The following is a 21,867-nucleotide window of genomic DNA, read 5'->3' as shown; positions in this document are numbered from 1 at the left end:
CTGCGTGCCGCTGTTGTCAGGTTGCTGCGTGCCGCTGTTGTCGGTCTGCTGAGTGCTCTTCCCTTTTATGGCTTTGAGGAACTCCTGAGCCTCAGCACGACTCAGCTCTCCTTTACTGCGAGCCTCATCTACCAGTTCGAGCCCGGATTCTCTCGATACGGCAAAAACACTGGTAATGATGTTCAGGGTCTCGATGTAAGTGACGATGCCATCTTCCATCAGGTTTCGTACTTCCTCAGGCATTTCCAGAAGCTTGAGGTGCTTTGAAACATACGCAGCTGGACGTCCAATGCCTTCGGCTATCTGGCCTGGTTTAAGATTAAACAGGTCACGCATATTACCGAGCTCTTCTGCCATTTCCATGGGGGTAAGAGGTTCGCGTTGATCATTCTCTTTGATCTGTTCAAATCTAACTTTTAGCTGTTCAGGTGCCAGCTTTGCATCAACAACTGCTTCTTGTGGAACCACTTTTTTCTGGCGGTTAAGGATAATAGCCAGTACTGGTTCGTTATTTAAAACAGCTGCTCGCCAGCGCCTTTCGCCGGTTTTGATCTGATGACGACCGTCTGCATCAGCTGGATAAACGGTAATGGCCTGAATTTGCTGACGACCTTTCATTGAAGAAGCCAGGTTCTCAATATTTATGAATTTTTTTCGAGCCTGGGCAACACTGTAGACTTTTTCATGGGGTAGCCAGTCCAGAGTGAACTCTTCTTCCTTCTGCGTTGTACCGCGGATGAGCTGAGAGATCAGGGCATCCTTTTTTCCACCCCCGATGGAATCTTTGAAGTTTTTAGCCATGGATTCCTTCCTCTTCAACCTTAATACGGCGCAGTAATTCCTGAGACAGCTGGGTAAACTGCAAAGTCGTCTCAGACTTAGGAGCGTACTCGATCAGAGGTACACCGATAGCCTGTGACTCCACAATACTGGTTGCCAGTTTAAGAGCAGGAGAAAGCATCAGATCGCCATACTGTTCTTCCAGTAATTCGCGGTAGTTCTCCTGAATACGCAGCAGTTCGTTATCTTTCCTGCTGGTATAGGTGATTTTATTAACAACGATACCCAGTAGTGTCAGATCGGTATTGAATACATTTTTCGTATTCATGGCCGTGCGCAGCTGATAGGTAATACCTTTCTTTGAAAATCTGGCGAGTTCGGTCGGGATAACCAGCCAGTCAGCAGAACGGTGTGCCGCTGCCAGAGCATTGCCAAAGCTCGGTAATGTATCAAGAATTACCAGGTCAAAATCTTCCTGAAGCTTATTAATGCTTTCGTTGAAGTTGCTGATTACTGATTCCGGGTCGCCAAGCTGAATGTCTGCAAGATCGAGGCTTGAACCTACCAGATAAAGATTCTCGCTAATCTGTAAGGGGTTAACTGGAACATTGCTCTGGAACATATTCCAGACGTGAGCAGGGCCTGGTGAAAATTCGTCCCCGTCCGGGTCAGCGAGAATTTCAGAAGGGAAATCCTGGTCTTCACGGTAATATTGCTCTGTCAGGTTCCCCTGAGGGTCCATGTCGATAACCAGAACCCTGTAGCCCATATTGGCGAAAATTGACGCAATGATTGCGACAAGCGAGGTTTTACCGACACCACCTTTCTGCGAGCTGATCGATATAACTTTTTTCTTCGGGAAGTAGAGACCAGCGTTATTGCGATCCAGTTCATGGCCAGAAATGTTTTCTAGCTTGTGCCAGACCTCAGCTGGCATTTCACGGTACCCCTTAGTACCTGGCGCCGCTACATAACTCAGGATTGAGCGTTCAGTGATCCCAAGAGCTTTTGCCAGCGCCTTCCACGTCATACCGTTGGAAAGCTTGAGGTTACGAAGAGCCTGTTCCTGTGCTGAAATCATTACGTTGAATCCTTATTAAACTTAGCTGTATGCCGCCAGTGTTAACTGGCGACAGACTAAAAATTTTCGTATACGAAATTTTGGGTGAGGGGTTAGCCAGCGGTGGCCATGTTGCGTGAGCGTCGTGCATTCATACGTTGAAGAACAAGGTCACGCGATGGCTTAGCACCGAAAAACTGAGTGAGCTGTGCGTTAGTCATCACCGGGCACCAGGAACGGCTTTTATTGTCGCGGGAAAGTGCTACAATCTGAGACAGTTTCATTGAAATCTCCTTCAGTGAAATTTGACGAGAAGAGTTCTTGGCGGAGGTCTTCTTGTCAGTGTAGTTAGTGTGTAGTTGATGATTTACATACTACACACTAACTACACACACCGCAAGGCTAACTACACTCAAATTTTGTCTTACTTCACAACTTTTTTTCTTCCCCCCCTACTTTCAAATACTTACCCGCTTAATTTTGTGTATCTACGACCGGCAAACTAATATTTTCGGCGCCATATACCTTCCGGATTGTGTTGATCAGCATGTCAGAACGCTGAATGCTGTCGCAAATAAAAAGAAGAAATCGCTTATCCAGCTTGTAGTACTGCGCAACAAATGCGCGTATTTCACGTGTGGAAAAATCACGTCGAAGATGTACGAGAAGCGTATCTTCGGCAACCGTATCGGCGCAGCTCACTCCTTTGCTGGCAAAGAATTTATGAACCGTTTCTTCTACTACCGGTAAAACTACTGGGGATGTGCCAACCCAACCGCTTGGAGAGCAAATGAAAGGGAGTGGCTCCGGGTTGGTATCGGTTTTTAACAAAAACACCTGGATAGATGTTCCAAAATCGGTCATTTTTTTGGCCCTTTTCGTTTTGCAGGTGTCTTTTTTTCACTCTTCACCAGCTCTGGTTTCCCCTTTACGTCATTAAATGATTTCTTACATTCTGGGTACCCGGTACAACCCCAGAAGAAATCACCAGCTTTCTTTTTAATACGGCGAAGATTTTTTCCGCAATCCGGACATTTGGGGATAACCTTATCCAGGTTAATAGTGGCCAGATCCCCTGTAAAAATTTCCCTCAATTTTTCCACCATTTCAGCTCGGAAACTATCAAGTGATAATTTTCTGTCCGCAATAGCTTCAAGCTGCTGTTCCATATACGCCGTATTCTCCACGCTTTTTACAGCTGCAGGGAGAATTGTAAGAACTGCCTTTCCTAACTCCGTAATCCGGATTTGTTTGCCCTTTTTAACTACGTAGTTGCGATCAAACAACGTTTTAATAATCGCTGCCCGGGTGGCATCAGTCCCGATCCCACAGGTATTTTTCAGCACCCGCCTCATATCGATATCTTTAACAAGTGACGAACAGTTCGTCATAATTGCGATGAGCGTGGCGTCGGTGTAATAGCGTGGTGGCTTCGTTTTTTGCTTCAGAATCGTAAGTGATTCAAAGGTGACTTCTGTTCCGGCTGGTAGCTCAGGAATCTCCTGCGAGTCTTCTGTTTCGACAACGTCTTCGTCTTTCGCTGGACGCAGGTACTCAAGCCAGCCAGGGTTTGTTAATGTTGACCCCTTGGCCATGAAGATGTCACTTCCTTCGGAAGAATGGATTTCCAGAGAGACTTTCCGGTATTCAGCCGGTGGCATGAACTGGATGATAAATGAATCGCGAATGAGGGTATAAGCCTTCAGCTCGTCACCGGTGAGTTGGGTTAAATCACCCCTATGACTGGTTGGTTTCAGACCATAGTGGGCACCCACCTTGCTATCATCCCAGGCATCCGAGCGCAAAGAAGTGTCGAGGCCATCAATGGTTTCGGAAATTGAAGGGTCCATCGCCTTAAGCGAATCAAGCGTCGCCTGCAGGTCTTCCAGTTCGCCGGTCGGAAGATAACGGCATGACGTTCGGGGGTAGCTAACCAGGTGGTGTTTATCGTACAGATCCTGAAGTAAGCTCAACGTCTTGTCAGGAGAGAAACCGAATTTGTTAGCGCATTCAATTTGCGCTTCTGAAAGACTATATGGAAGGAAAGGCTTCTCGCTGGCATTATTGGCAGAACAACGAGCAACTGTCCCTAATGTGCCCTTAAGGTTTTTCTCTCTTGCTTTGGCAGGCTCAATATCGAGAAGTAATTTTTCGGGATTGAGCAGATCGCCTGGTACCAGCCACTGACCGCTAAATGAAGTTTCCGCAGCAGTAAAAGTGGCTTTGAGGCGGTAGTGATCTTTACTGACAAAATTAGCGATCTCCTCTTCCCGTACACCAATAATGTTAAGCGCTGCGCTTTGTACCCTTCCTGCCGACAGGACAGCATTCATACCCTGCTGCTTACCCAGAATTGTAGCCATACGGGTTAAGTTCATCCCGTACAACCAGTCCACTTGTGCCCGCGCCAGTCCTGCATAATACAATGGCATACCAGTGGCACCATCAAAGGTAGAATTCACGGTTTTTTGGAGAGAGGCCTTGTCCATTGCGGTGATATTGACCCTGTGAACCGGTTTCGTATAGTTGCAATAAACCAGAAGTTCGCGACCAATTACCTCCCCTTCGCGATCAAAATCAGTGGCCAGGACGATTTCATCAGCCTGCTCAATCAGCTTTTTAACCTTAAAGAACTGAGTCTTGGCGGCTTCGAAATTCGTGACAGCTTTGCGCCATTTATCGGGCACGATAGGTAATGTTTTCAGATCCCAGATTTTGAACTGTTCGGAATACTCTTCAGGCTGAAAATCCCGAAGCAAATGACCGAAGGCCCAGGTGAATTTGATATTACTGTCAGCAGAAATGTATGCACCTTCTGCATGGTTTTTATTGCCAGAAAACCCCATCGCTTCGGCAAAGGCCGCTGCAACCTTAGGCTTTTCTGCAATCCAGACTACCAACTTTCCCATCATTTATCCTTGGTTGTACTGTAAGGTTAGTTCCGTATAATACGCACTATGTGTAATTTTTAAAAGTGGGTGTATTATGGCTAATGATGGTCAGGGAAGCAGCTCTGATGACAGCATGTGGATCGTGTTCATTGTGATTTTCATAATTTTCGGTCTACCGGTGATCATTTGGAATATTAATCACACCAAGATGAGCTACTGGGGATTGTTTTTTGCCTGGAAGCAGCTCGCAATTGTTGACTGGCCATTCCTGCCCTGGGTGCAGGAACTGAGGGCAGAAATTGCCGCTCAGGCGGCCAAGCCGTCAATGGTTTCGTTCGTGGATGTTTTCTGGAGGATGACACAGGCTGGCGTTATCTGTGGCTGGCTGCCGGTTATGGTGAGCATCTATACGATAAGAACAACGATACGCCATCGTTCGGAGAAAATCCGCAGGGCAATCACGGTTAATACATTGCCAGAAATAATGTCGGTGCACTGCCCTGCTGTCATTCCCGTTGGATACTATGGCGATCTGATGAATGAAAATGTTCCCGGCCAGGAAAGTCGAGAACATCCAGCAGAATATGCAAGACGTCACAAACTCATCAGCAATAATGAGCTAGATGTTGAGAAAGCCCGTTCAGTGCTACTGAATCAACTCGGTAGTAAGATTCAAACGCTCGCTGACCTGACCATATATGAGCAAGCCCTGTTTGCTATTTTTGCAAGCCGTGTCTTTGATACTTTCGAAAATAACTGGAAAGCACAGGATATGCTGGACAGGCTTAATCGTTCTTGTCATTCGGGAAAATGGAAAGGCATGCCAGGTTATCCCGATTTCTCTGTTATAAATTCGGAGATTAAAAACTACATGAATGTTCCTGAAGCTCAGGAGCTGCTCCAATATTTCCAGTACAGCTCAACATTTCTTCATATGCTCCATTTAAAAGCGATGGAACGAGGCAAGCTCGTGAGCTCTAACTTCCGCTGGTTAAAAGGTATCGACAGAGGCCTGTGGTATGTACTCAACGCCACTGGCCGAAGGGTTCCCTGCATTGAAAGTCTGATTCAAATTCAAACTTATCGCACTGAGCACCTTGCATGGAAGCAAGGCTTGAGTCTTGTAGACCCACCTGTCGCCGAATGTATTGACGCTTTGCGCTTAGTTCTCATTAAAGAAGGTGTACTGCCAAAACCGGCGGTGCCAGTTGAAAATAATTCCGCTGAGGAAGCAGATAATGTCTAAATTTACTGAAGCCATGAAGATTATGTTCTCGAAAAAAAATGTTGTGATAGGCAATACATCATTTGAGCAAAAAAGTGATGATGTTTTATACATTTGCGATGGTGTTAATCGTTGGTGTATAGAGCCGTCAGAATTAGGTGTTATTTATCTTAAGGAAAAAGTCAGTGACATTAGAATTGGCGACATTACAGGAAGCCAATTGATTATTTGTTTTCTCGGAAACACTTCGAACCATATAAACCTTAATGATAGCTATGACCTAAACGAAAAAAAATTAAACTATCTTTTAGAACTGAAACGTAGTGGTTGTAAAAAAGGGATTTTCTCTAACATTGGAGTGGCGGCGCTTTTAACAATCACAAACTCTATACTTGTCCTCTTAACGGCCATGATGCTGTTTAATACCGCAACTGGTAGCGAAGGGCATAAAAGGATAGATGATACCGTTATGCCAAATCACACGGTTGCATCAGAATCAACTGGTGGCGTCCCGAGTACTCAAAATCAGATCTCTTCTTCGACGCTAAATTTGAGCCCTGAGCAACAACTACGTGCTCGTAATGAGCAGCTGACCCAACCTAATCCTGAACTGGCAGCACTCCTTCAAAAAGGTGTCAATGCCGGTGATTACTCATTCACCCTTGGTGGTCCGGTAAAGCAGACGGATAAAGGGACTTTGTATGTGTTTTCCGACCCGCTTTGCCCGCGATGCCAGGATCTTGAGCCACTGCTGGAGAAGCTGTCAGCTGATTATCGAATCCAGGTATTTCCGGTTTCGGTCATAGGTGATTCTGGCACGATTGAGGCTTCTTCTCGTCTGGTTAAATCGGTTTTGTGTGAAGCCCCGGAAGCTCGTTCAGCGGCCTGGCAGAAAATTATGCGGGACCCAAATGCGACAACGGCAGATTGTGAGGCAGGACCGATCGCGCTTAAAAATAACATTGATACTTTCCACGCCTACAATTTTATCGGAACGCCAGCGCTTGTAAGAGCCGATGGGGCATCATTTGACCTCACGAAGAGAAAAAGTGCCGAGTCTGTTACACATTGGTTAGATGAGGCCGCGAAATGAATATCCCGGTCTCTATCCTTAATGGGATAAAAGACAATATTCAGCTTTCCGAGATCATTGGAGAGAAAGTTAAGCTTCTGAAAAAGGGAAAAGTCCATAAGGGACTTTGTCCCTTCCATGATGACAAGAACCCATCCTTTGTAGTGGATGATTCGAAAGGACGCTTCCGGTGCTGGGGATGCGGTGAATCAGGGGATGTTTTTGACTGGTTAAAGAAGACCGAACATGATCATTTCCCGGGGGCGGTCCGTAAACTCGCAACCCGGATTGGAATGAGTATTCCAGAGACAGAACAGAGTTGGGAAATAACTGATAAGTCTTTGTTTAAGGTTTTGTATGCAGCACAAAACCTATATACCGGTGGATTGAGTCGAAATCCACCGGCTGCCGACTATTTAAAATCCCGCGGTATAACAGACAAAACCTGCAAGGAGTGGGGATTGGGTGTTGTGGCAAGTGGGATAGCACCCTCTATGTTGAAACGGTTTACCCAGGAGGATCTCCTCGGGACGGGTATCACGGCGATATCAGGCGATGGAAGTGTGTATGAACGCCTGCGCCAACGAATCACCATCCCCGTGTATTCGGTTAGCGGACGATTGACCGGATTTTCCGGTCGCAAAATCCACTCCTGGGACTCATCCCCGAAGTATCTAAATCCGCCCCAGACCCCATTTTTCAATAAGTCACGGCTACTTTTTGGTCTGAATAAGGCGTCTGCCTCTATTCGCAAAACGGGGGCCGCCATTATCGTCGAAGGCTATTTTGACGTTATCGCCCTGCACCAGGAGGGTGAATCTCGTGCAGTGGCCGGAATGGGTACAGCGATAACAGTCGAGCAGCTGATGATCATCTGTAAGATGGCCACCAGGCTCTATTTCTGCATGGATTCTGATAAAGGTGGTCGCGCAGGTATACGTCAACTTCTGCCTCGTTTGCTGGATGTCATATCCGATCGCCATGACGTCTTCTTCCTGTTTATGCCCGAGGGAATGGATCCCGAGGATTACATTCGAACGAACGGATTGTTGTCATGGGAGAATGCTTTGCTTGCTGCGGTGCCGTTGAGTTCTCTTTTACTGCAGTACGCCACACGCAACTACAAAATCGAAACGATTGAGCAGAAGAAACAAGCAGCTGTCAGGGCAGAGGAGGTCTGCCGTTCGATTAAACATGCTCCCTATCTTCGCCAGTTACTCGTTGATGCCTTCCGTAAGGAGTGCGGAATTACGCTAAATCTAGAGGATAATTTATGAGCCAACACGAAATTGACTCCAGTAAATTACGGAGAGACACGCGCTCATTTGAGGAGAAAGTCTATGAATGGCTTCTCGATCTTAATAACGTCCGCCTGCTGCTGATAGGCAGAGTTGTCTTGCAGTTTATTTTGGTCGCCATCTGGCCCGTTTCGCTTATTACCTCGCTCATCTTCTGGGCCATTTTACTGGACAGAAAAACACGGGCCCCAATGCGTATCCCTAAAGACGTGGGTGGATACGATATTTCTGAGTATTACACGGTCAGGTCAGAATGGAAGACCTGGATATTCCGGGGAACACGCGAAAGAATTAAGTATGCAACCGCAGGCGGCATACTCTACTGGGGAGTCTTACGGACAAACAAAAAATACCTCATGGGGTCTGAGATCTGGTCCACTAACAGTGACTGCCGAACCCACGTATTTCTGGCAGGTACAACAGGCTCGGGGAAATCTGAATCACTTTATGGCATGGTCTATAACTCGCTGTGCTGGGGTTCAGGAGCTGTGTATGCGGATGGCAAAGCAGACATCAGTTTGCCTTTTACTATCTGGTCTTTGTGCCGACGTATGGGTCGGGATGACGACTTCCTCCATCTCAATTTGCTAACTGCAGGGCGTGACCCTTACCTCGATCTTCTGGAAGAAGAAAAATATCGCCGTATGGGCGAATCCTACTTTAACCCTCAGAACGGCGCCCGATCGAACTCACTTAATCCATTTTTCTCCGGGACCGCAGATTTTCAGGTTCAGCTAATGACTTCACTACTTCCAAAGGCAGACGGAAGTGGGGCACAGTGGCAGGAGAAGGCTGTTAACTTGGTAGATGCCATCATCAGATGTCTGCGTTATAAACATTTGCGCGGGGATCTTACCTCCGGCATCCATGCCATTCAGAAGTATCTTGGCCTTGAGGATTTGCTGACACTCTACAAGGAAGGGGAAGCCGGACTTTTACCTTATGCCGCATACTCGCCTATTGCGAACTACCTGAAAACTGGTTTGTCGTTTGACTTCAGCCTCATTGACGAACCACAAAAATGGAATTCAGAAGTAAGAACCCAACATGGTTATCTAACCTCTCAGTTCCAGCGTACTCTGCAGATGATGATCGAGTCATACGGCTTCGTCTACAACGTTAAGCATCCTGATATTGATCTTAGCGATGTGTTACTTAATAACCGGGTGCTGGTTATCTCAATACCCTCTCTGGAAAAATCCTCCCAGGAAGCTGAGGCTCTCGGCAAGCTCGTGCTCAGCTGTATAAGGTTAATGATGGCCGAAAATCTTGGTACCAAGTATGAGGGCACTAAGGCCGAGATTCTTCAGGCCAGGCCAACTTCTTCGCCGGTACCGTCGATAATTATTACCGACGAACTTGCTTATTATTATGCTTCCGGTCTGGCTGTCATGTACGCCCAGGCGCGATCGCTCGGCTTCATGATGGTTGCGGCCGTTCAGGACATCCAGGGACTGAAAAGGGGTTCCGCAGGTGAAGAAACGGCTTCCTTGCTTGCCAATACGAAGTTCAAATACTGCCTGGCCCTGGAAGACGGAGACGATACCTTCTCGCTGATTCAAAAGGTCTCCGGTGAGGGATATTTCTCAACTCTTTCTGGGTTTGATTATCAGTCAGGTACTGTCGGTACCTGGTCGGCGAGAAAGGATTTACGTGTTGAGTCACGAAATCGCATCAGCATTACAGACGTTAAGAGATTAAATTCAGGCGAAGGCTACCTCATCTTCAAAGATTCATTAATCGAGATGGCAGCTTTCTACATCCCGGATAATGAAAAACATACAAAACTCAGCCCCCGAATTAACCAGTTTATCGAAATAGATCCTCCTGTATCTCTCGAAGGGTACAAAACGGAAAAAATCATCGCTTCATCAGAACTTCCTCTGGCCACCCTTCTGCTTGCCGGCATCACGACCGCTAACACCGATTGCTCGATAAATGGCGCCATTGTCGATGTTGAGTATCAGATTGAGGAAGAGCTGCGTAGCAGTTATAGCGACGACACCGAAACCTTCTCTGTTTCCAAATCACTGACCCTTGAAGGTCAGAAGAAAAGGCTACTTCAGGCGGCATTGACCGCCATGCGCGAAGCAGCATAACTCATTCATAAAGGAGAAAGCATGGCTACTCAATTCACCGTAGGATTTAATGATTTTCAGCTTAGAAAAGGTATCAAGGAGCCATTTATCTGGAACCTGGGGCAACTGGCCAATGGCCATGTTGGTATTACCGGTACATCAGGTTCAGGCAAAACTTACCAGATTCGCCGGTTCGCTGAGGCGTTTGCTTCTGATCCGCAAACGCGAATTTCTATCTTTGATTACCATGGTGATATCGAAATTCCTGGTGCCAGCGAAGTCCTTTTCAGTGAATCGACTCGTTACGGCTATAACCCTTTCGTGGTAAACCCTGATCCACATTACGGCGGTCTGCGTAAATCGGCGAATCATATCATCGAGATAATGAGCACGAACCGCAAACTGGGTGAGCAGCAGGCAGCAGTGTTACGCCAGCTGGTAATGGATTGCTATGCGCTTAAGCGTATGTATCAGGAAAAGCCGGCCAGCTGGGTAAAACGTAATGCCCCAGAATCGGAGTGTCAGGATCTTTATAATAAGCGTGAATGGAGTGTACTGGCCCAGTGCTACCCGACGCTAACCGATTTGGAACGGCTTATTGCCAAGAAGCTCAAAAGCGGCTTATTTGGGCTCGATGAGAACAATCAGGCTAATCTGGCACTAAGAGGTTTTGAAGGCTTTATGCGGGCTGCCAGGGCGCTGGATAAGGCAAAGGAAAGGAATATCAGGGAAGACACTGAGAAAACGCAGCAGGCGCTGGAAAAAGCGAAAGAGAATGCCCTTAAGGAATATGAAAATGCACTGAACCAGACGCGCACCGGGAGCGAGTTTGATGAAATCCTCAAATATGATTCAGTAGACACCCTGCGCTCACTTTCAACGCGACTGGAGAACGTTAAAGCTTTAGGCCTGTTTAACGCAAACGAACCGCCATTCAGCGGTCGTATCCAGCGATACAATATCAAACCCCTAGCCAGCTCAGAGGATGAGCTGAAGATGTTTGTTTACAGTCGTATGATGGCCATCTTTCATGAAGAAATGCAGCGTGGTGAGAGTCATGGCAAGGTTCGCCACGTCATCATCCTCGATGAGGCGAAAAAATTCTGTGATGAAGAAAGCTCGAACCCAATAAACATCATCGCTAACGAGGCGCGAAAATTTGGTATTTCACTGGTGCTGGCCAGCCAAAGTCCAAGTCATTTCAGCGAGGATTTTATCAATTCAGCCGGTACACTTCTGGTTCAGAACATGGCACCGGGTGACTGGCAGCGCGCAGCAAACAAACTTCAGATTGAGAAATCCAAGCTCGAATATCTTAAGCCAAGGGAAACTGCATTGCTGAAGCTCCAGCGGGTAGGTGAGCGGATCAACTGGTTCCAGGTAAATCTGAAAGAAGCGGCATAATTGTCCAACGAAACCCCGGTAACTCCGGGGTTGAGTGATGTCAAACCATCATTATTCCCACACAATTTTCGTGTTCTGACTGAAGCGGCAACTCGCGCTGACAAGTCTGGCTTTCACCTGATCTATTCTTATACTTGCCACAGTCAGCGTCGGAGAGGCATTGGGCTTTATGGAATGAATAATCACAGAGTCGCGGAAGCGGCCAAGATGGTTCAGCATTTCAGGGAGGAACAGTGGATTATCAATAAGAGCTTTTTCAAAGCTTCCGTGCATTTTAATGCTGCTAATAAGTTCCGGGCTGCTTTCGGATATTTCGTGAGAAAGTGGCACCTGCCTTGCTTTGGTCAGTTGTTTGAGATTTATCATCATTCCCGGTGGAGGGCTTTCGGTCTCGGTAAATTCACTGCATGAAAGCGTGAAATCAACAATTGTGTATCTTTTTCCAAGGGAGTCTGCAATTTCTTTTACAGGTTTGAATCCCTTTGTTTGAGCAAAACTTCCGAAATATCCGCTCAGAAGGCCGGGGATACCGGTCGCCAAAGTGGTATCTCTTAGATTAATCACTGCTGGCTCGACTTCAGTGTCGTAGAAGAATGCTGTGGTAAGCTTGATATGCCTTTGTCCATCTTGTTTCATTTGACGTCTCCGCGGTCAATATTTTATATGCTTGTGTTACGGATAATACATATTGAATGGAATTAATCAATAAATTACCGTCACACACAAACAAGATCTTACGTTCGACTACGGGCTTGCGTTTAAAACAAAAGAGGTAGTTACGCCTTGGACGTTTAGGTAAGGGGAACAGGTCAGATGTGATATTAGGAATATGACTTAACGCAAATGTAATAACGTTACACAGTTCAAATTTTTTTTTAAAAAAAAGGGCTTTCCTGCATGCAATCGACTTACGGGTAAACTATCCCCGCTTATCGTTTGACTTCGCGGGGCAGGAATAGTTTACGAATGGCTATTTTGCATCCCCTTTCACTTTTTTCTTGCTGGCTTTCTCCTTCATAGCTTCTTCTCCAGCTTCAATGACAGTTTCTGACTTCTGAGAAATTTTTCTCATAAGAAACAGGAGATCTTTACCTTTTGCACCAGTACGCTTCAGAGCCTGTGCATATGCTTCGATATCACGCTGCGCAGAGTTTTTATCCATGATCCGGTACGTACCGGGGATGGACATACCGAAGAGACGAGCAAACTCTTTCTTGTCACGAGTGTTGTTAGCAAAACCCAGTTCATTGAACAGGCCAACGTAGTCGAAACTTGGCGCGACGGGAATGGTTTCGGGGAACTGCGTATAAATATGGAAAAGGTTGAGGATTCTTGCGTTGGTGATAATTTCATCATTGCGTACCAACGACTCCCACTTGGCTCGTTGGATGCCGAAACACTCGGCCGCAGTACCAACGACGAAGCCGTGGTCATAGCGCCAGCGCTCAAGATCCTTCCCAGTGACAATCTCTTTTGCCATTTAATCCTCTTATCAGCTAATTTTTAACTGGTATTTACGTTTGGTACGTATAAAATGTAAGCGTTGCAACAACGGATTCGGTTATTCAACCATACATTCAACAATATAACTATCAGCTTACCATGAAAATTCAAAAGATAATCATCATAGCAGGCCTACTGATTTCGTCTTGTTCTTATGGTGCTTCCTGCCGGAGTGGAACAGCAGCAGCAGAAGGTGCTCAGAGTGCTTACGAATCAGCAATCGCGAAGATTAATTCTGAAACAGACGCACTCAAAAACTCATCCGAGGTGATAGGAACGTGCATTAGCGCCGTCACCGGCGTAGTGACGATGCCTACGTTCCCTGACCTTGGATCAATCTGGTCTGACATAATGAACCAGGTTTGTAAGACTGCTTCAGATAAAATCTCCGACTCATACAATGATGTTATTGGAGGTATTAACAACAATATTAGCGACCTAATGAATGGCGTTAATAACACAGTTGATTCAAAAGTAAACGATGCAAAAGATAATGTAAAAAATATATGGAATTAATATATCAAAAGCCGGGCAATTCCGGCTTTTATTTTTAAAGAATGTTAGGTACATCATCATATCAAGGCACTTTATAATTTTCTCCACCGCCCATTATTACAGGACATTGCCCTACCCTGCTTGTCTCTGCTTAACACACCTTTTTCTGTGCATTTCTCGCCTATTCTGACCGCTTCATGCTCCTGCGGGATGGCAGAACCTCCACCATTGAACAATCTAATACCGCCTTTCGCAGGAGGGACAGTACTGCTGGGCTCTGAGGGCGTAGAAATTACTCGTGATGCAGCTGGATGTGGAGCTGATGATGCAGTGCCGGTGCGAATAACTTTCGCAGTAGACGAGGCCTCAAGATTAGGTGTGTTGTAGTTGAGTGTCATCGTTCGAGAAGCGTTATCAACAATGATGGCGGCACGGTAACCGATCTGCGTCTGGATACTGTCCAGCACGTCTTTGTACTGTGCCCGAGAAACTTTTAATGAAACAGGTAAGGGAAGTCTTGAACCAGAAGATCGGAACGTGAATGAGCGCTGCTTGGCCATTTGTGCCAACAGCTCATACGCATCACCATTCCAGTTCATATCAATGCGCACGTTGTCTTGATAGATGCCACCGGTGATACCTACGGCTTTTTCATTTATGGCGCCATACTGGTACAGTTCAGCTTGCGTTTTCTGGATTGACGAGATTGCAAGTTCAATATTTTTGTTAATCACATCTTCAGTTGAACTTGCGGGTTCGGTTTTTTTTCCCATAAGCGCGCATCCCGAAAGTAAGGACGCACAGGCAGTAATGATCAGCATGTTTTTTAGAGTACTCATAATAATCCTGTTATTTAATGTGATATTGTGGGTTCAATAAGATGAAGCAATCTCTGGCATTCTGATTCATCCTTTTGAATTCCAATGCCATGGCGATATATCTCTGCTAGTAATTTGATAGCGGAGGGATTTCCTTCATTCGCCTGCGCTTTAATTTCCTGCAAAGCAAGATCGTAATTGCCATGTTCAAGCTCAAGAGTACTCAACTCAAAATGTATCATCGTCCCCTCTCCACTTTTCACGGAACCACCAGGGACGTGAGTAAATAATATTTCCACGTATTTTGCTCATTATACTGTAATATATACCGGAAACAGAATATCCGCGCCAGTGCAAGTAGGCATAGAAAAAATTGAGTCCAGTGATTAACAAAAACAAAACTGAACTCCAGTAATAAATCAATAGGAGATATGCGAACAAACCAGAAAATGGTATGCCGCATAGGGTAGGATTGACATTATTACGCCATTTATTAATCATTATTAACACCTCCAGAACGTTTAGCAAACTCATGATAAGAAGCCTTAGAGATAAAGACGTCTTTATCTACAACACCTTCTTTATAGAGAACCCATAATTTATCTATAATGGTGGCATTATTGCTGTGTAAGTGGTTTTCGACCCATCGAGGCCACTTGCTGTAATGAATATCTTCCAGTTGGCTTCGTATTTCTTGTGTAAACACAAGACCCTCGCGGAGCATTACTCGCTTACCATCTGTCGATTTGAAAAGGTTCTGTACAATTACAACACGCAAAACCGATAAGAGATCGAGAGCAATTGAAGACTGCTGGTCGACTGGAAAAGCCTGGATAATTCGGCTGAATATCTCTCCAGTTTTGTTAATGTGAGATGTGAAGTTTAAAAGATGCCCTGACTTTGCAGCATCGATGCCGGCGAGATAGGTTTCTTTGTCTCGGGCCTCCCCGATTCCTATGACCTTAGGTGCACGTCGCAGAGCGTTGCGGATACCCGCAGCATAAGAAGCAATGTCCCGGGGGATTTCACTCTGACAAGGCTGAAGTCCTACCCATTTTGATCCACCAAGAATGAACTCGACAGGCTGTTCGAAGAGAATGACCTTTCGGTCTGGCATCTTCATTCCAATTTCCATATACAGCGCCGTCAAAGTGGTAGTTTTTCCGCTTCCGGTAGGTCCGGCAATGACGTTTAGGCCGTCAGCCGCAAAGAGTTCACGAACAAACTCTTCTTCGATTGGGTATTTTTCCAGAGTCGGTAATTCTGAAGGAATGACGCGAGCTGATATTTGAATCGATAATCCACGACCCACGTGCCCCTGAACAAAGTTAGTTCTGAGTCGAATGGACTCTCCTCTATCAAGCCCATATTGTTCGCCAGTGATTGAAAGTGGCCTGTCTTGTTCTTCTCCGCTTACGACAGTGGTGACAATATCTGCGCCCCATAAGAGAGTTATGAGCTCTGAAAGATGAGAATGTGTGATAAGCATATTTGAAGCTTTTACCAGACGCCCATGAAGTTCTACCCAGATGTAATCACCGCCCTGAATGGTTACATCTGAGACGCTATGTCTCCAGCAATGAACAAAGAAACTCTTCATTATTTCTGGATAAATCTCACCATTAGGAAAATCGAAGGGGAAACTGGAATGTGAGTTATGCACTATCTGCCTCCGTACTGGTATTGAGCTGGGCCCTCAGCTGGCAAAGACTTGGTTATAACTGGCTTCCACTTATCTGGATTAACTTCGAATTGCGCCTTTTTCATAATCTCTCGATGCTTTTCACCGATTGTGAGACTGTTTTTGTTACTTTCCGGTGATACGGTGTAAACCTTCGATGCTATTTCAGTGCGAGAGATCATGCCCATTCGAAGTAAGGCGTTAAAACGCATCATTCCGTTATAGTCACGTCCCAGACGACTGAAATTCTCATCGAGAATACTTTGTGCCTGCGCAACACCATCGTTCCAACCTTTTCTGAGTGATGTCTCCCAGGCATTTTTCTCAGCGCTTGTCTTTGGGCGTGCGTCATCTGAGGGATAGATGACTTCTGACTGTTGTAATAGCCCTGTGAAAAGGTAATCACGCCAGGTTGGGGGAACCGATACAAACTCCTCTGGCTTGACAATATTGAATGCTTTATTGGCCGTTCTAAACTGGTCCTTTGAAACAGAAGCGAGATCATTTGCTTCAACTATCACCGGGGGTAAAGAGCTATCTTTGGTCATTAAAGATCCAAAGTTAAAAAGCCTGTCCAGCACTGATTCTTTTCTCTTGAGCCCCTTAGCAATGTTTTGAGCTTCCCAAACCAGACCAGTTCTAAAGCCAATAGTTTCTCCCATATCACGTAACACCGTAATCCTAACGGTGTCCCCTTCAGAATTATTAAATCCATTCAGGATCTCATTAAAAGAGGGGGCTGGATTCTCATCATATGGAGCGTCTGCGCTAGCTGCACCTGCCCAGGCGAGTGCCAGCGAACAGACTAAGAGTTTGATTCTAAACATGGTGCACATCTCCGAATTACACATGGTGCGTATTATACGTAATTTCTTTGTGTCAACAAATAGAAGGAGCAAAAAAAGAGAACGTAGCTCGGTCTTCAATAGAGGTGGAGAGTAACCCCACAATCTGGGCCTTGATGGCATAGTTTGTATGTATGCGTAGTTACACCTAATACGTATAAGTTGAAATTCTTAGATTTCTTGTGCGATAATCAAAACGCAATTTTTTATATGGATTTTGTTCTCTCCGGTGCGTAGCAACACTCAATTTTACTGATGCGCTGGGTTTCTTAGGTCTACATGCAAGTGTAAGGCTTGGCGGTAGCGTGGAAGACGGGAATGTTTGAGCCAATGCTTCAACGGGAAATAACCAGATATGACTAACAGAAAACTTTTTACCGCGTTTGTGGCCGCAAACAGTCTATTGGCCTTAAATAGCGCCCATTCCGCACCAGTAACAGAGCTGGAAAACGAAAGCGGGTGGATTCGATTTACTGAAGAGTTACCGCCTCCAAAACCAGTTGCACAAGCAAAACCTGTAACTCCTGTTCCTGCAATTGCCAAAACAGTAAATCCCTGGTCGCCGGTGTCTAAATCAACTCCGACCGGAGGAGCTGAATTACACATAGTGGATGAGCGTATCCTTTCTAATGAGAGGGCAGTCAGCGTTAGAGAGTCAGGCAGGGATGTTCCATTGTTACTTGCGATGAACAAAATCGCACCTGCAGGGTGGCGCGTTCGTCTTTCACCGTCTGTAGCTTCTGGATTTAAAGGTACTGTTTCCTGGGAAGCTGGAGATCGTTGGCAAGTAGTAGCTGATAGGATGCTAAGCGCTAATGGTCTCAAGGCGGTGTATGGAAAAAATGATCGTCAGATTGAAATTTTATATTCATCACAAACCAACAATACCTCTAAACCTGCGCCTGCGTATCCTACAATTCAGCAGTCCCCTACTGCTTCCTCTTTGCCTGTAGTCATAAAACCTAAATCATGGCGAATTGAAAAAGGCACTACTTTGAAAGAAGGCTTTATCGAATGGGCGGTAAAAACCGAGTGCTTGAAAGATAAAGACAAGAAATGGACCGTTCAGTGGGAAACGGATACCAATTATCGGATTGATTACCCTCTTATTTTTACCGGAAGTTTTGAAGAAGCAACGACAAAACTTTTCACGCTCTATCAAAAAGCACAGTCCCCTCTATATGTTAGCGGGTACCGCGAGCAATGCGTTATCCTTATCAAGGACACCAAATAAAATGCGTATAAAAATTCTATCAATTACTGTTTGTTCCTTATTACTTAACGGCTGTGCTGTACAGCGAATGAATCAGGTACAAAAAGATGCAGATGATACAGGCGTAAAAGCGTCTGCCCTCATTAAACAAATGTCTGATAATCTACCTGTCGTACAATTCGAAAATGACCAATACATAAATCCTGTACCGATTTCTAAACCAAAGTTCGATGCTCCGGCAAAAATTACTCGTTGTCAGGTTCAGTATAAAACCATCCGGTCGCAGGATATTTTCCAATTTAGCCAGGATATCACAGAACAATGTGGTATCCGTGTACGCGTTACTCCTGATGCGACAGCTTATCTGAGTTCAGGTGGTTCAACTTCAGGTTCACCGACACAGCGGCTTTCGTCTGTACCTTCGCCAGTTATTGGGGACAGTATGAAGCCACTGTCGGCATTCGGTAGTGAGCCTGGCGCAACTCAGCTTCCGGCCGTATCCGCTTCTAATAATGTTATCACTGACATCAGCTATTCCGGTGGGCTTGGTGGCCTTCTGGACCAGGTAGCAGGTCGACTTGGGATTTCATGGAAATATGACCAGGATGCAATTGTTTTTTATTACCTCGAAACTCGTCGTTTCGACATTCAACCTGCTGATGCCAAGTACAGTTTGAAGGGAACCGTCACTAGCGGGCTATCTAATGCGACAGGTACTGATGGAAGTAATAGTGGAAGCGGATCGGGAGCGGGTGTATCCGGGTCAGGCGGTTCAACCATGTCGTCAGATGTTGAGATGGGCAATAACCTTTACGCCGATCTTAAAGCTACCGTCCAAAGCATGCTTACACCTGGAACTGGACGTCTGAGTCTGAATGCAACCACCGGAACATTAATGGTTACGGATGTACCAGAAGTAGTAAACCATATCGGTGAATACCTCGATGCTGAGAACAGCACGTTAAGCCGACAAGTGATCTTTAAAGTGGTTACGTACACAGTAAATACTGATGCATCAGATATGGTTGGTATTGACTGGAATCTGGTATGGAAATCGTTAAACGGGAAATACGGGATCACTTTAGCCAACACTAACAGCGGTATGTCCAGTGATGCAATTTCAGGTGGATTCAATGTACTGGATACTGCGACTGGTTCTGCTGCACAATCTGCTGGCTCATCCTTCCTGCTGGATGCATTGTCCAAACAAGCGACAGTTTCCGATGTAAAAACAAACACTATCATGACGACGAACATGGCCGCTGCGCCTGTGCTTGTCGGACAGCAAACGACATATCTTAAAGACGTTTCAACCACAGCTTATGCAACCGGCGATAACACTGTTCCAACCCAAACGCTCACACCTGGTAGTGTGACAACTGGCACGAATATTACAATCCTGCCAAAAATTCTGAAAGAATCTAATGTATTGATGATGAATATGTTTATGGACATTTCAAGTCTTAAACAACTACGAACGATTACATCCGATAGTCAGAAAATAGAAGCTCCAGATATTGACACTCGCTCTATACAGCAAAGAGTTTGGTTAAAAGCAGGCCAGACTTTGGTAATGAACGGCTTTGAACAAAATACCAATGATTCAAATAAACAAGGTGTAGGATCACCAAACAATATCTTGTTCGGGGGCGCATTATCTGGCGCGAAAACTAAACAATCTTTTGTGATTACGGTGACGCCATATGTTAGATAAGCTGAAATCCGCAAAGAGGATAAAAAAAGGTGCATCAGGGGAAATTCAAGAAAGCAGAATACATATCCTGAACTTTCATAAAAGACGCTTTGTAGTAGGGCTTCAATGGGAGCCAGTTCGCAAATCCGTCAATATCATGAAAGAAGTTAGACGGATTGGTAAACAACGAAATCTTGATGTCGTTGCGTTAAGAAAAAGTGACTCATGGCAAGCTGGGTTTGCTCCTAAAACGAAACATAAATTGCGTGGTTCCTACTCGCTCATTGTTTCTTTAGCTTCTCTTCTTGAAGGTTGCTGTATTGCTGTTATTTCCTTGGGCGAAGGGCCTGATGGTGGAGAAAGATTCACTTTAATCGGAAAAACAGAAAAAGGTGGGATTCACCCTTTTTCTGATGAAATATATTCCCTTGAAGACATACATCAAACTGTTGTTGATCTGAAATCGGAACTCCGTGGTAGTCATTCAGATTTAACTATACCAGTATATGGCGATCAAACAGTATTTGATTGGGTTACCGATCATCTGGATCTGAATGAGTTATTATCGCCGAAGAATTTGTCAAAGGATTTTAAGTTAAAACCACTCACTTTGGGGATGACTAAAAATCAGTTGCTCGCTTTGGCCATTACAGTCGTGATGTTAATTGTAGTGGCCCTTTTTATTACGCAATATCAGGAACGTCTCGCTGAGCGCAAAAGACAAATAATTGCCCTTGAACAGGCAAAGCTAGAAGAAATCAATAAAAAAGCTCGATACCAGGCGGCCTTGGATAAATTTAAACATCCATGGATTAAGAGCCCGGCAATAAAGCAGTTTATCGATTCCTGTACTCTTTTACGATATAAGATACCGTTGTCACTCGAAGGATGGATTCCCACAACTATGGAGTGCGAATCGGACGGTATGAAGATAAATTTATCCCGTCCCGAGAATTCAGCAGTAACAACTAAGAATGTGATTGAGGCGATTAAACAAAAGTATGGTGTCAACACGGACTTTTTTTATAATCAAACCTCAATTGTTGGATTTAAGATAAAAAATGATGTTGCACCAAATGGCGATGACCCCATGTTGTCAATCAACGATCAGTTGGTAAAAGCAATATCGCTTTTTCAGGGTGTAAATGTTGAAGCAACATTTAATCCAGTTGAAATAGTGGATGTTAAAAAAAATGAATATGGTGAGGACTTACCGACACAAGACTGGCAGGAATACACTTTCGAGGTGGAAACAATTGTAGACCCGGGACTTATCTTTGAGAAAGATGACTTTCAGGGTATGAGACTCTTCAGCATCATGTATACGTTCGACCAAACCAGTAAAACTGTTCAGTATAAAATGAAAGGAGCTATTTATGGGGCGCGCTAAATTTATTAAATTATCATTACTTCCAGTTTTATTATGGTGTGGCGTTACATCTGCGGAGCCTGGAAGTTTTGGTGAACTTGATAAGTTACAAAAAGAAAGATTCATCTTTGAAGTTAAAGCCGCTTTAAATAAAGCCAAACAAGATGCTGAAAGTTATAATGTTAGTAAAGAGGAAGTGTCGCAATCGTCTACACCAGTGGCGCAAAACAAACATCAAGAGGTAAGTGACCCCCTCCCCTCATTAATTAAAATAAATGGAAGAAAGGCTGTCATTCTTTTATCAAATGGTTCTTCTCGCTCAGTGACAGTCGGTGAGATGTTACCAGGGGGACGTTATCAAGTTCATTCAGTAAATATGAATGGTGTGTCTGTACGTCAAATCACTGACGGAAAAATTATCCCTCTAAGTTAATGTAGAGAA

21 protein-coding genes are annotated in these 21,867 nt (G+C 45.1%); 10 read left to right on the top strand and 11 right to left on the bottom strand.

Going from position 1 to position 21,867, the window contains the following annotated elements; all coding sequences use genetic code 11:
- The 5 genes from INF77_RS22275 to INF77_RS22255 all read right to left on the bottom strand — a co-directional run.
- On the bottom strand, positions 1-801 hold an 801-nt coding region (locus INF77_RS22275), incomplete at its 3' end, for a ParB/RepB/Spo0J family partition protein (RefSeq protein ID WP_193543104.1).
- A complete protein-coding gene (locus INF77_RS22270; protein WP_063153342.1) occupies positions 794-1,861 on the bottom strand; it encodes a ParA family protein in 1,068 nt (355 codons plus the stop codon). The genes INF77_RS22270 and INF77_RS22275, both read right to left, overlap by 8 nt.
- Before the next feature lie 92 nt (positions 1,862-1,953).
- Positions 1,954-2,124, bottom strand: a complete 171-nt coding sequence (locus tag INF77_RS22265) for a hypothetical protein (protein WP_154816632.1) — start codon at positions 2,122-2,124, stop codon at positions 1,954-1,956.
- Between the two features lie 190 nt (positions 2,125-2,314).
- Entirely contained in the window at positions 2,315-2,704 is a 390-nt protein-coding gene (locus INF77_RS22260) for a hypothetical protein (RefSeq protein WP_193532946.1), read from the bottom strand.
- A complete protein-coding gene (locus INF77_RS22255) occupies positions 2,701-4,752 on the bottom strand; it encodes a DNA topoisomerase 3 (RefSeq protein ID WP_193532945.1) in 2,052 nt (683 codons plus the stop codon). The genes INF77_RS22260 and INF77_RS22255 overlap by 4 nt, the downstream gene beginning before the upstream one ends.
- A gap of 73 nt (positions 4,753-4,825) precedes the next feature.
- On the opposite strand from INF77_RS22255, the gene INF77_RS22250 reads away from it, so the two are divergent.
- The 5 genes from INF77_RS22250 to INF77_RS22230 are packed head-to-tail and all read left to right on the top strand — an operon-like array spanning position 4,826 to position 11,808.
- Complete coding sequence (locus INF77_RS22250) at positions 4,826-5,977, top strand: conjugal transfer protein TrbA (protein WP_193532944.1); 1,152 nt, start codon at positions 4,826-4,828, stop codon at positions 5,975-5,977.
- Positions 5,970-7,049: a thioredoxin fold domain-containing protein gene (locus tag INF77_RS23370; protein WP_227414023.1), complete on the top strand. Its 1,080-nt coding sequence runs from the start codon at positions 5,970-5,972 to the stop codon at positions 7,047-7,049. Before INF77_RS22250 ends, INF77_RS23370 begins: the two co-directional genes overlap by 8 nt.
- Positions 7,046-8,305 carry a DNA primase gene (gene dnaG, locus INF77_RS22240; protein ID WP_193532943.1) on the top strand — a complete coding sequence of 420 codons (1,260 nt, stop codon included), beginning with the start codon at positions 7,046-7,048 and terminating at the stop codon, positions 8,303-8,305. The genes INF77_RS23370 and dnaG overlap by 4 nt, the downstream gene beginning before the upstream one ends.
- Positions 8,302-10,425: a type IV secretory system conjugative DNA transfer family protein gene (locus INF77_RS22235; RefSeq protein WP_193532942.1), complete on the top strand. Its 2,124-nt coding sequence runs from the start codon at positions 8,302-8,304 to the stop codon at positions 10,423-10,425. The genes dnaG and INF77_RS22235 overlap by 4 nt, the downstream gene beginning before the upstream one ends.
- A gap of 21 nt (positions 10,426-10,446) precedes the next feature.
- A complete protein-coding gene (locus tag INF77_RS22230; protein WP_193532941.1) occupies positions 10,447-11,808 on the top strand; it encodes a helicase HerA domain-containing protein in 1,362 nt (453 codons plus the stop codon).
- 51 nt (positions 11,809-11,859) lie between these two features.
- On the opposite strand, the gene INF77_RS22225 is transcribed toward INF77_RS22230, so the two are convergent.
- Both INF77_RS22225 and INF77_RS22220 read right to left on the bottom strand, forming a co-directional pair.
- Complete coding sequence (locus INF77_RS22225) at positions 11,860-12,444, bottom strand: hypothetical protein (protein ID WP_063425328.1); 585 nt, start codon at positions 12,442-12,444, stop codon at positions 11,860-11,862.
- Between the two features lie 334 nt (positions 12,445-12,778).
- A complete protein-coding gene (locus INF77_RS22220; RefSeq protein WP_045336894.1) occupies positions 12,779-13,288 on the bottom strand; it encodes a hypothetical protein in 510 nt (169 codons plus the stop codon).
- A gap of 122 nt (positions 13,289-13,410) precedes the next feature.
- Between INF77_RS22220 and INF77_RS22215 the strand changes: the two genes are divergently transcribed.
- On the top strand, positions 13,411-13,827 hold the full coding sequence (locus INF77_RS22215; protein WP_045336896.1) for a hypothetical protein: 417 nt from the start codon (positions 13,411-13,413) through the stop codon (positions 13,825-13,827).
- Positions 13,828-13,898: 71 nt separating this feature from the next.
- On the opposite strand, the gene INF77_RS22210 is transcribed toward INF77_RS22215, so the two are convergent.
- The 4 genes from INF77_RS22210 to INF77_RS22195 all read right to left on the bottom strand — a co-directional run bounded on the left by INF77_RS22210 (position 13,899) and on the right by INF77_RS22195 (position 17,132).
- Entirely contained in the window at positions 13,899-14,645 is a 747-nt protein-coding gene (locus tag INF77_RS22210; RefSeq protein ID WP_193532940.1) for a DotD/TraH family lipoprotein, read from the bottom strand.
- A gap of 14 nt (positions 14,646-14,659) precedes the next feature.
- Positions 14,660-14,923: a sel1 repeat family protein gene (locus INF77_RS22205; protein ID WP_154819489.1), complete on the bottom strand. Its 264-nt coding sequence runs from the start codon at positions 14,921-14,923 to the stop codon at positions 14,660-14,662.
- A gap of 194 nt (positions 14,924-15,117) precedes the next feature.
- A complete protein-coding gene (gene traJ, locus INF77_RS22200) occupies positions 15,118-16,287 on the bottom strand; it encodes a plasmid transfer ATPase TraJ (protein ID WP_063425320.1) in 1,170 nt (389 codons plus the stop codon).
- A complete protein-coding gene (locus tag INF77_RS22195; RefSeq protein ID WP_193532939.1) occupies positions 16,287-17,132 on the bottom strand; it encodes a type IV secretory system conjugative DNA transfer family protein in 846 nt (281 codons plus the stop codon). The genes traJ and INF77_RS22195 overlap by 1 nt, the downstream gene beginning before the upstream one ends.
- Positions 17,133-17,505: 373 nt before the next feature.
- Between INF77_RS22195 and INF77_RS22190 the strand changes: the two genes are divergently transcribed.
- The 4 genes from INF77_RS22190 to pilP are packed head-to-tail and all read left to right on the top strand — an operon-like array spanning position 17,506 to position 21,858.
- Positions 17,506-18,384, top strand: coding sequence for a toxin co-regulated pilus biosynthesis Q family protein (locus INF77_RS22190; RefSeq protein WP_193532938.1), 879 nt, complete (start codon positions 17,506-17,508; stop codon positions 18,382-18,384).
- A 1-nt stretch (position 18,385) separates the two neighbouring features.
- Positions 18,386-20,077 (top strand): PilN family type IVB pilus formation outer membrane protein, encoded by a 1,692-nt coding sequence (locus INF77_RS22185; protein ID WP_193532937.1) that lies wholly within the window; start codon positions 18,386-18,388, stop codon positions 20,075-20,077.
- Positions 20,067-21,446, top strand: a complete 1,380-nt coding sequence (gene pilO2, locus INF77_RS22180) for a type 4b pilus protein PilO2 (RefSeq protein WP_063425312.1) — start codon at positions 20,067-20,069, stop codon at positions 21,444-21,446. The genes INF77_RS22185 and pilO2 overlap by 11 nt, the downstream gene beginning before the upstream one ends.
- A complete protein-coding gene (gene pilP, locus INF77_RS22175; RefSeq protein ID WP_074163155.1) occupies positions 21,433-21,858 on the top strand; it encodes a type IV pilus biogenesis protein PilP in 426 nt (141 codons plus the stop codon). Before pilO2 ends, pilP begins: the two co-directional genes overlap by 14 nt.
- The last annotated feature ends 9 nt before the right edge of the window (positions 21,859-21,867 follow it).

The organism is Enterobacter cloacae complex sp. P1B (genome assembly GCF_014982345.1).
GTDB classification, from domain to species: Bacteria; Pseudomonadota; Gammaproteobacteria; order Enterobacterales; family Enterobacteriaceae; genus Enterobacter; species Enterobacter bugandensis.
This window is presented reverse-complemented; position numbering and strand designations above follow the sequence as displayed.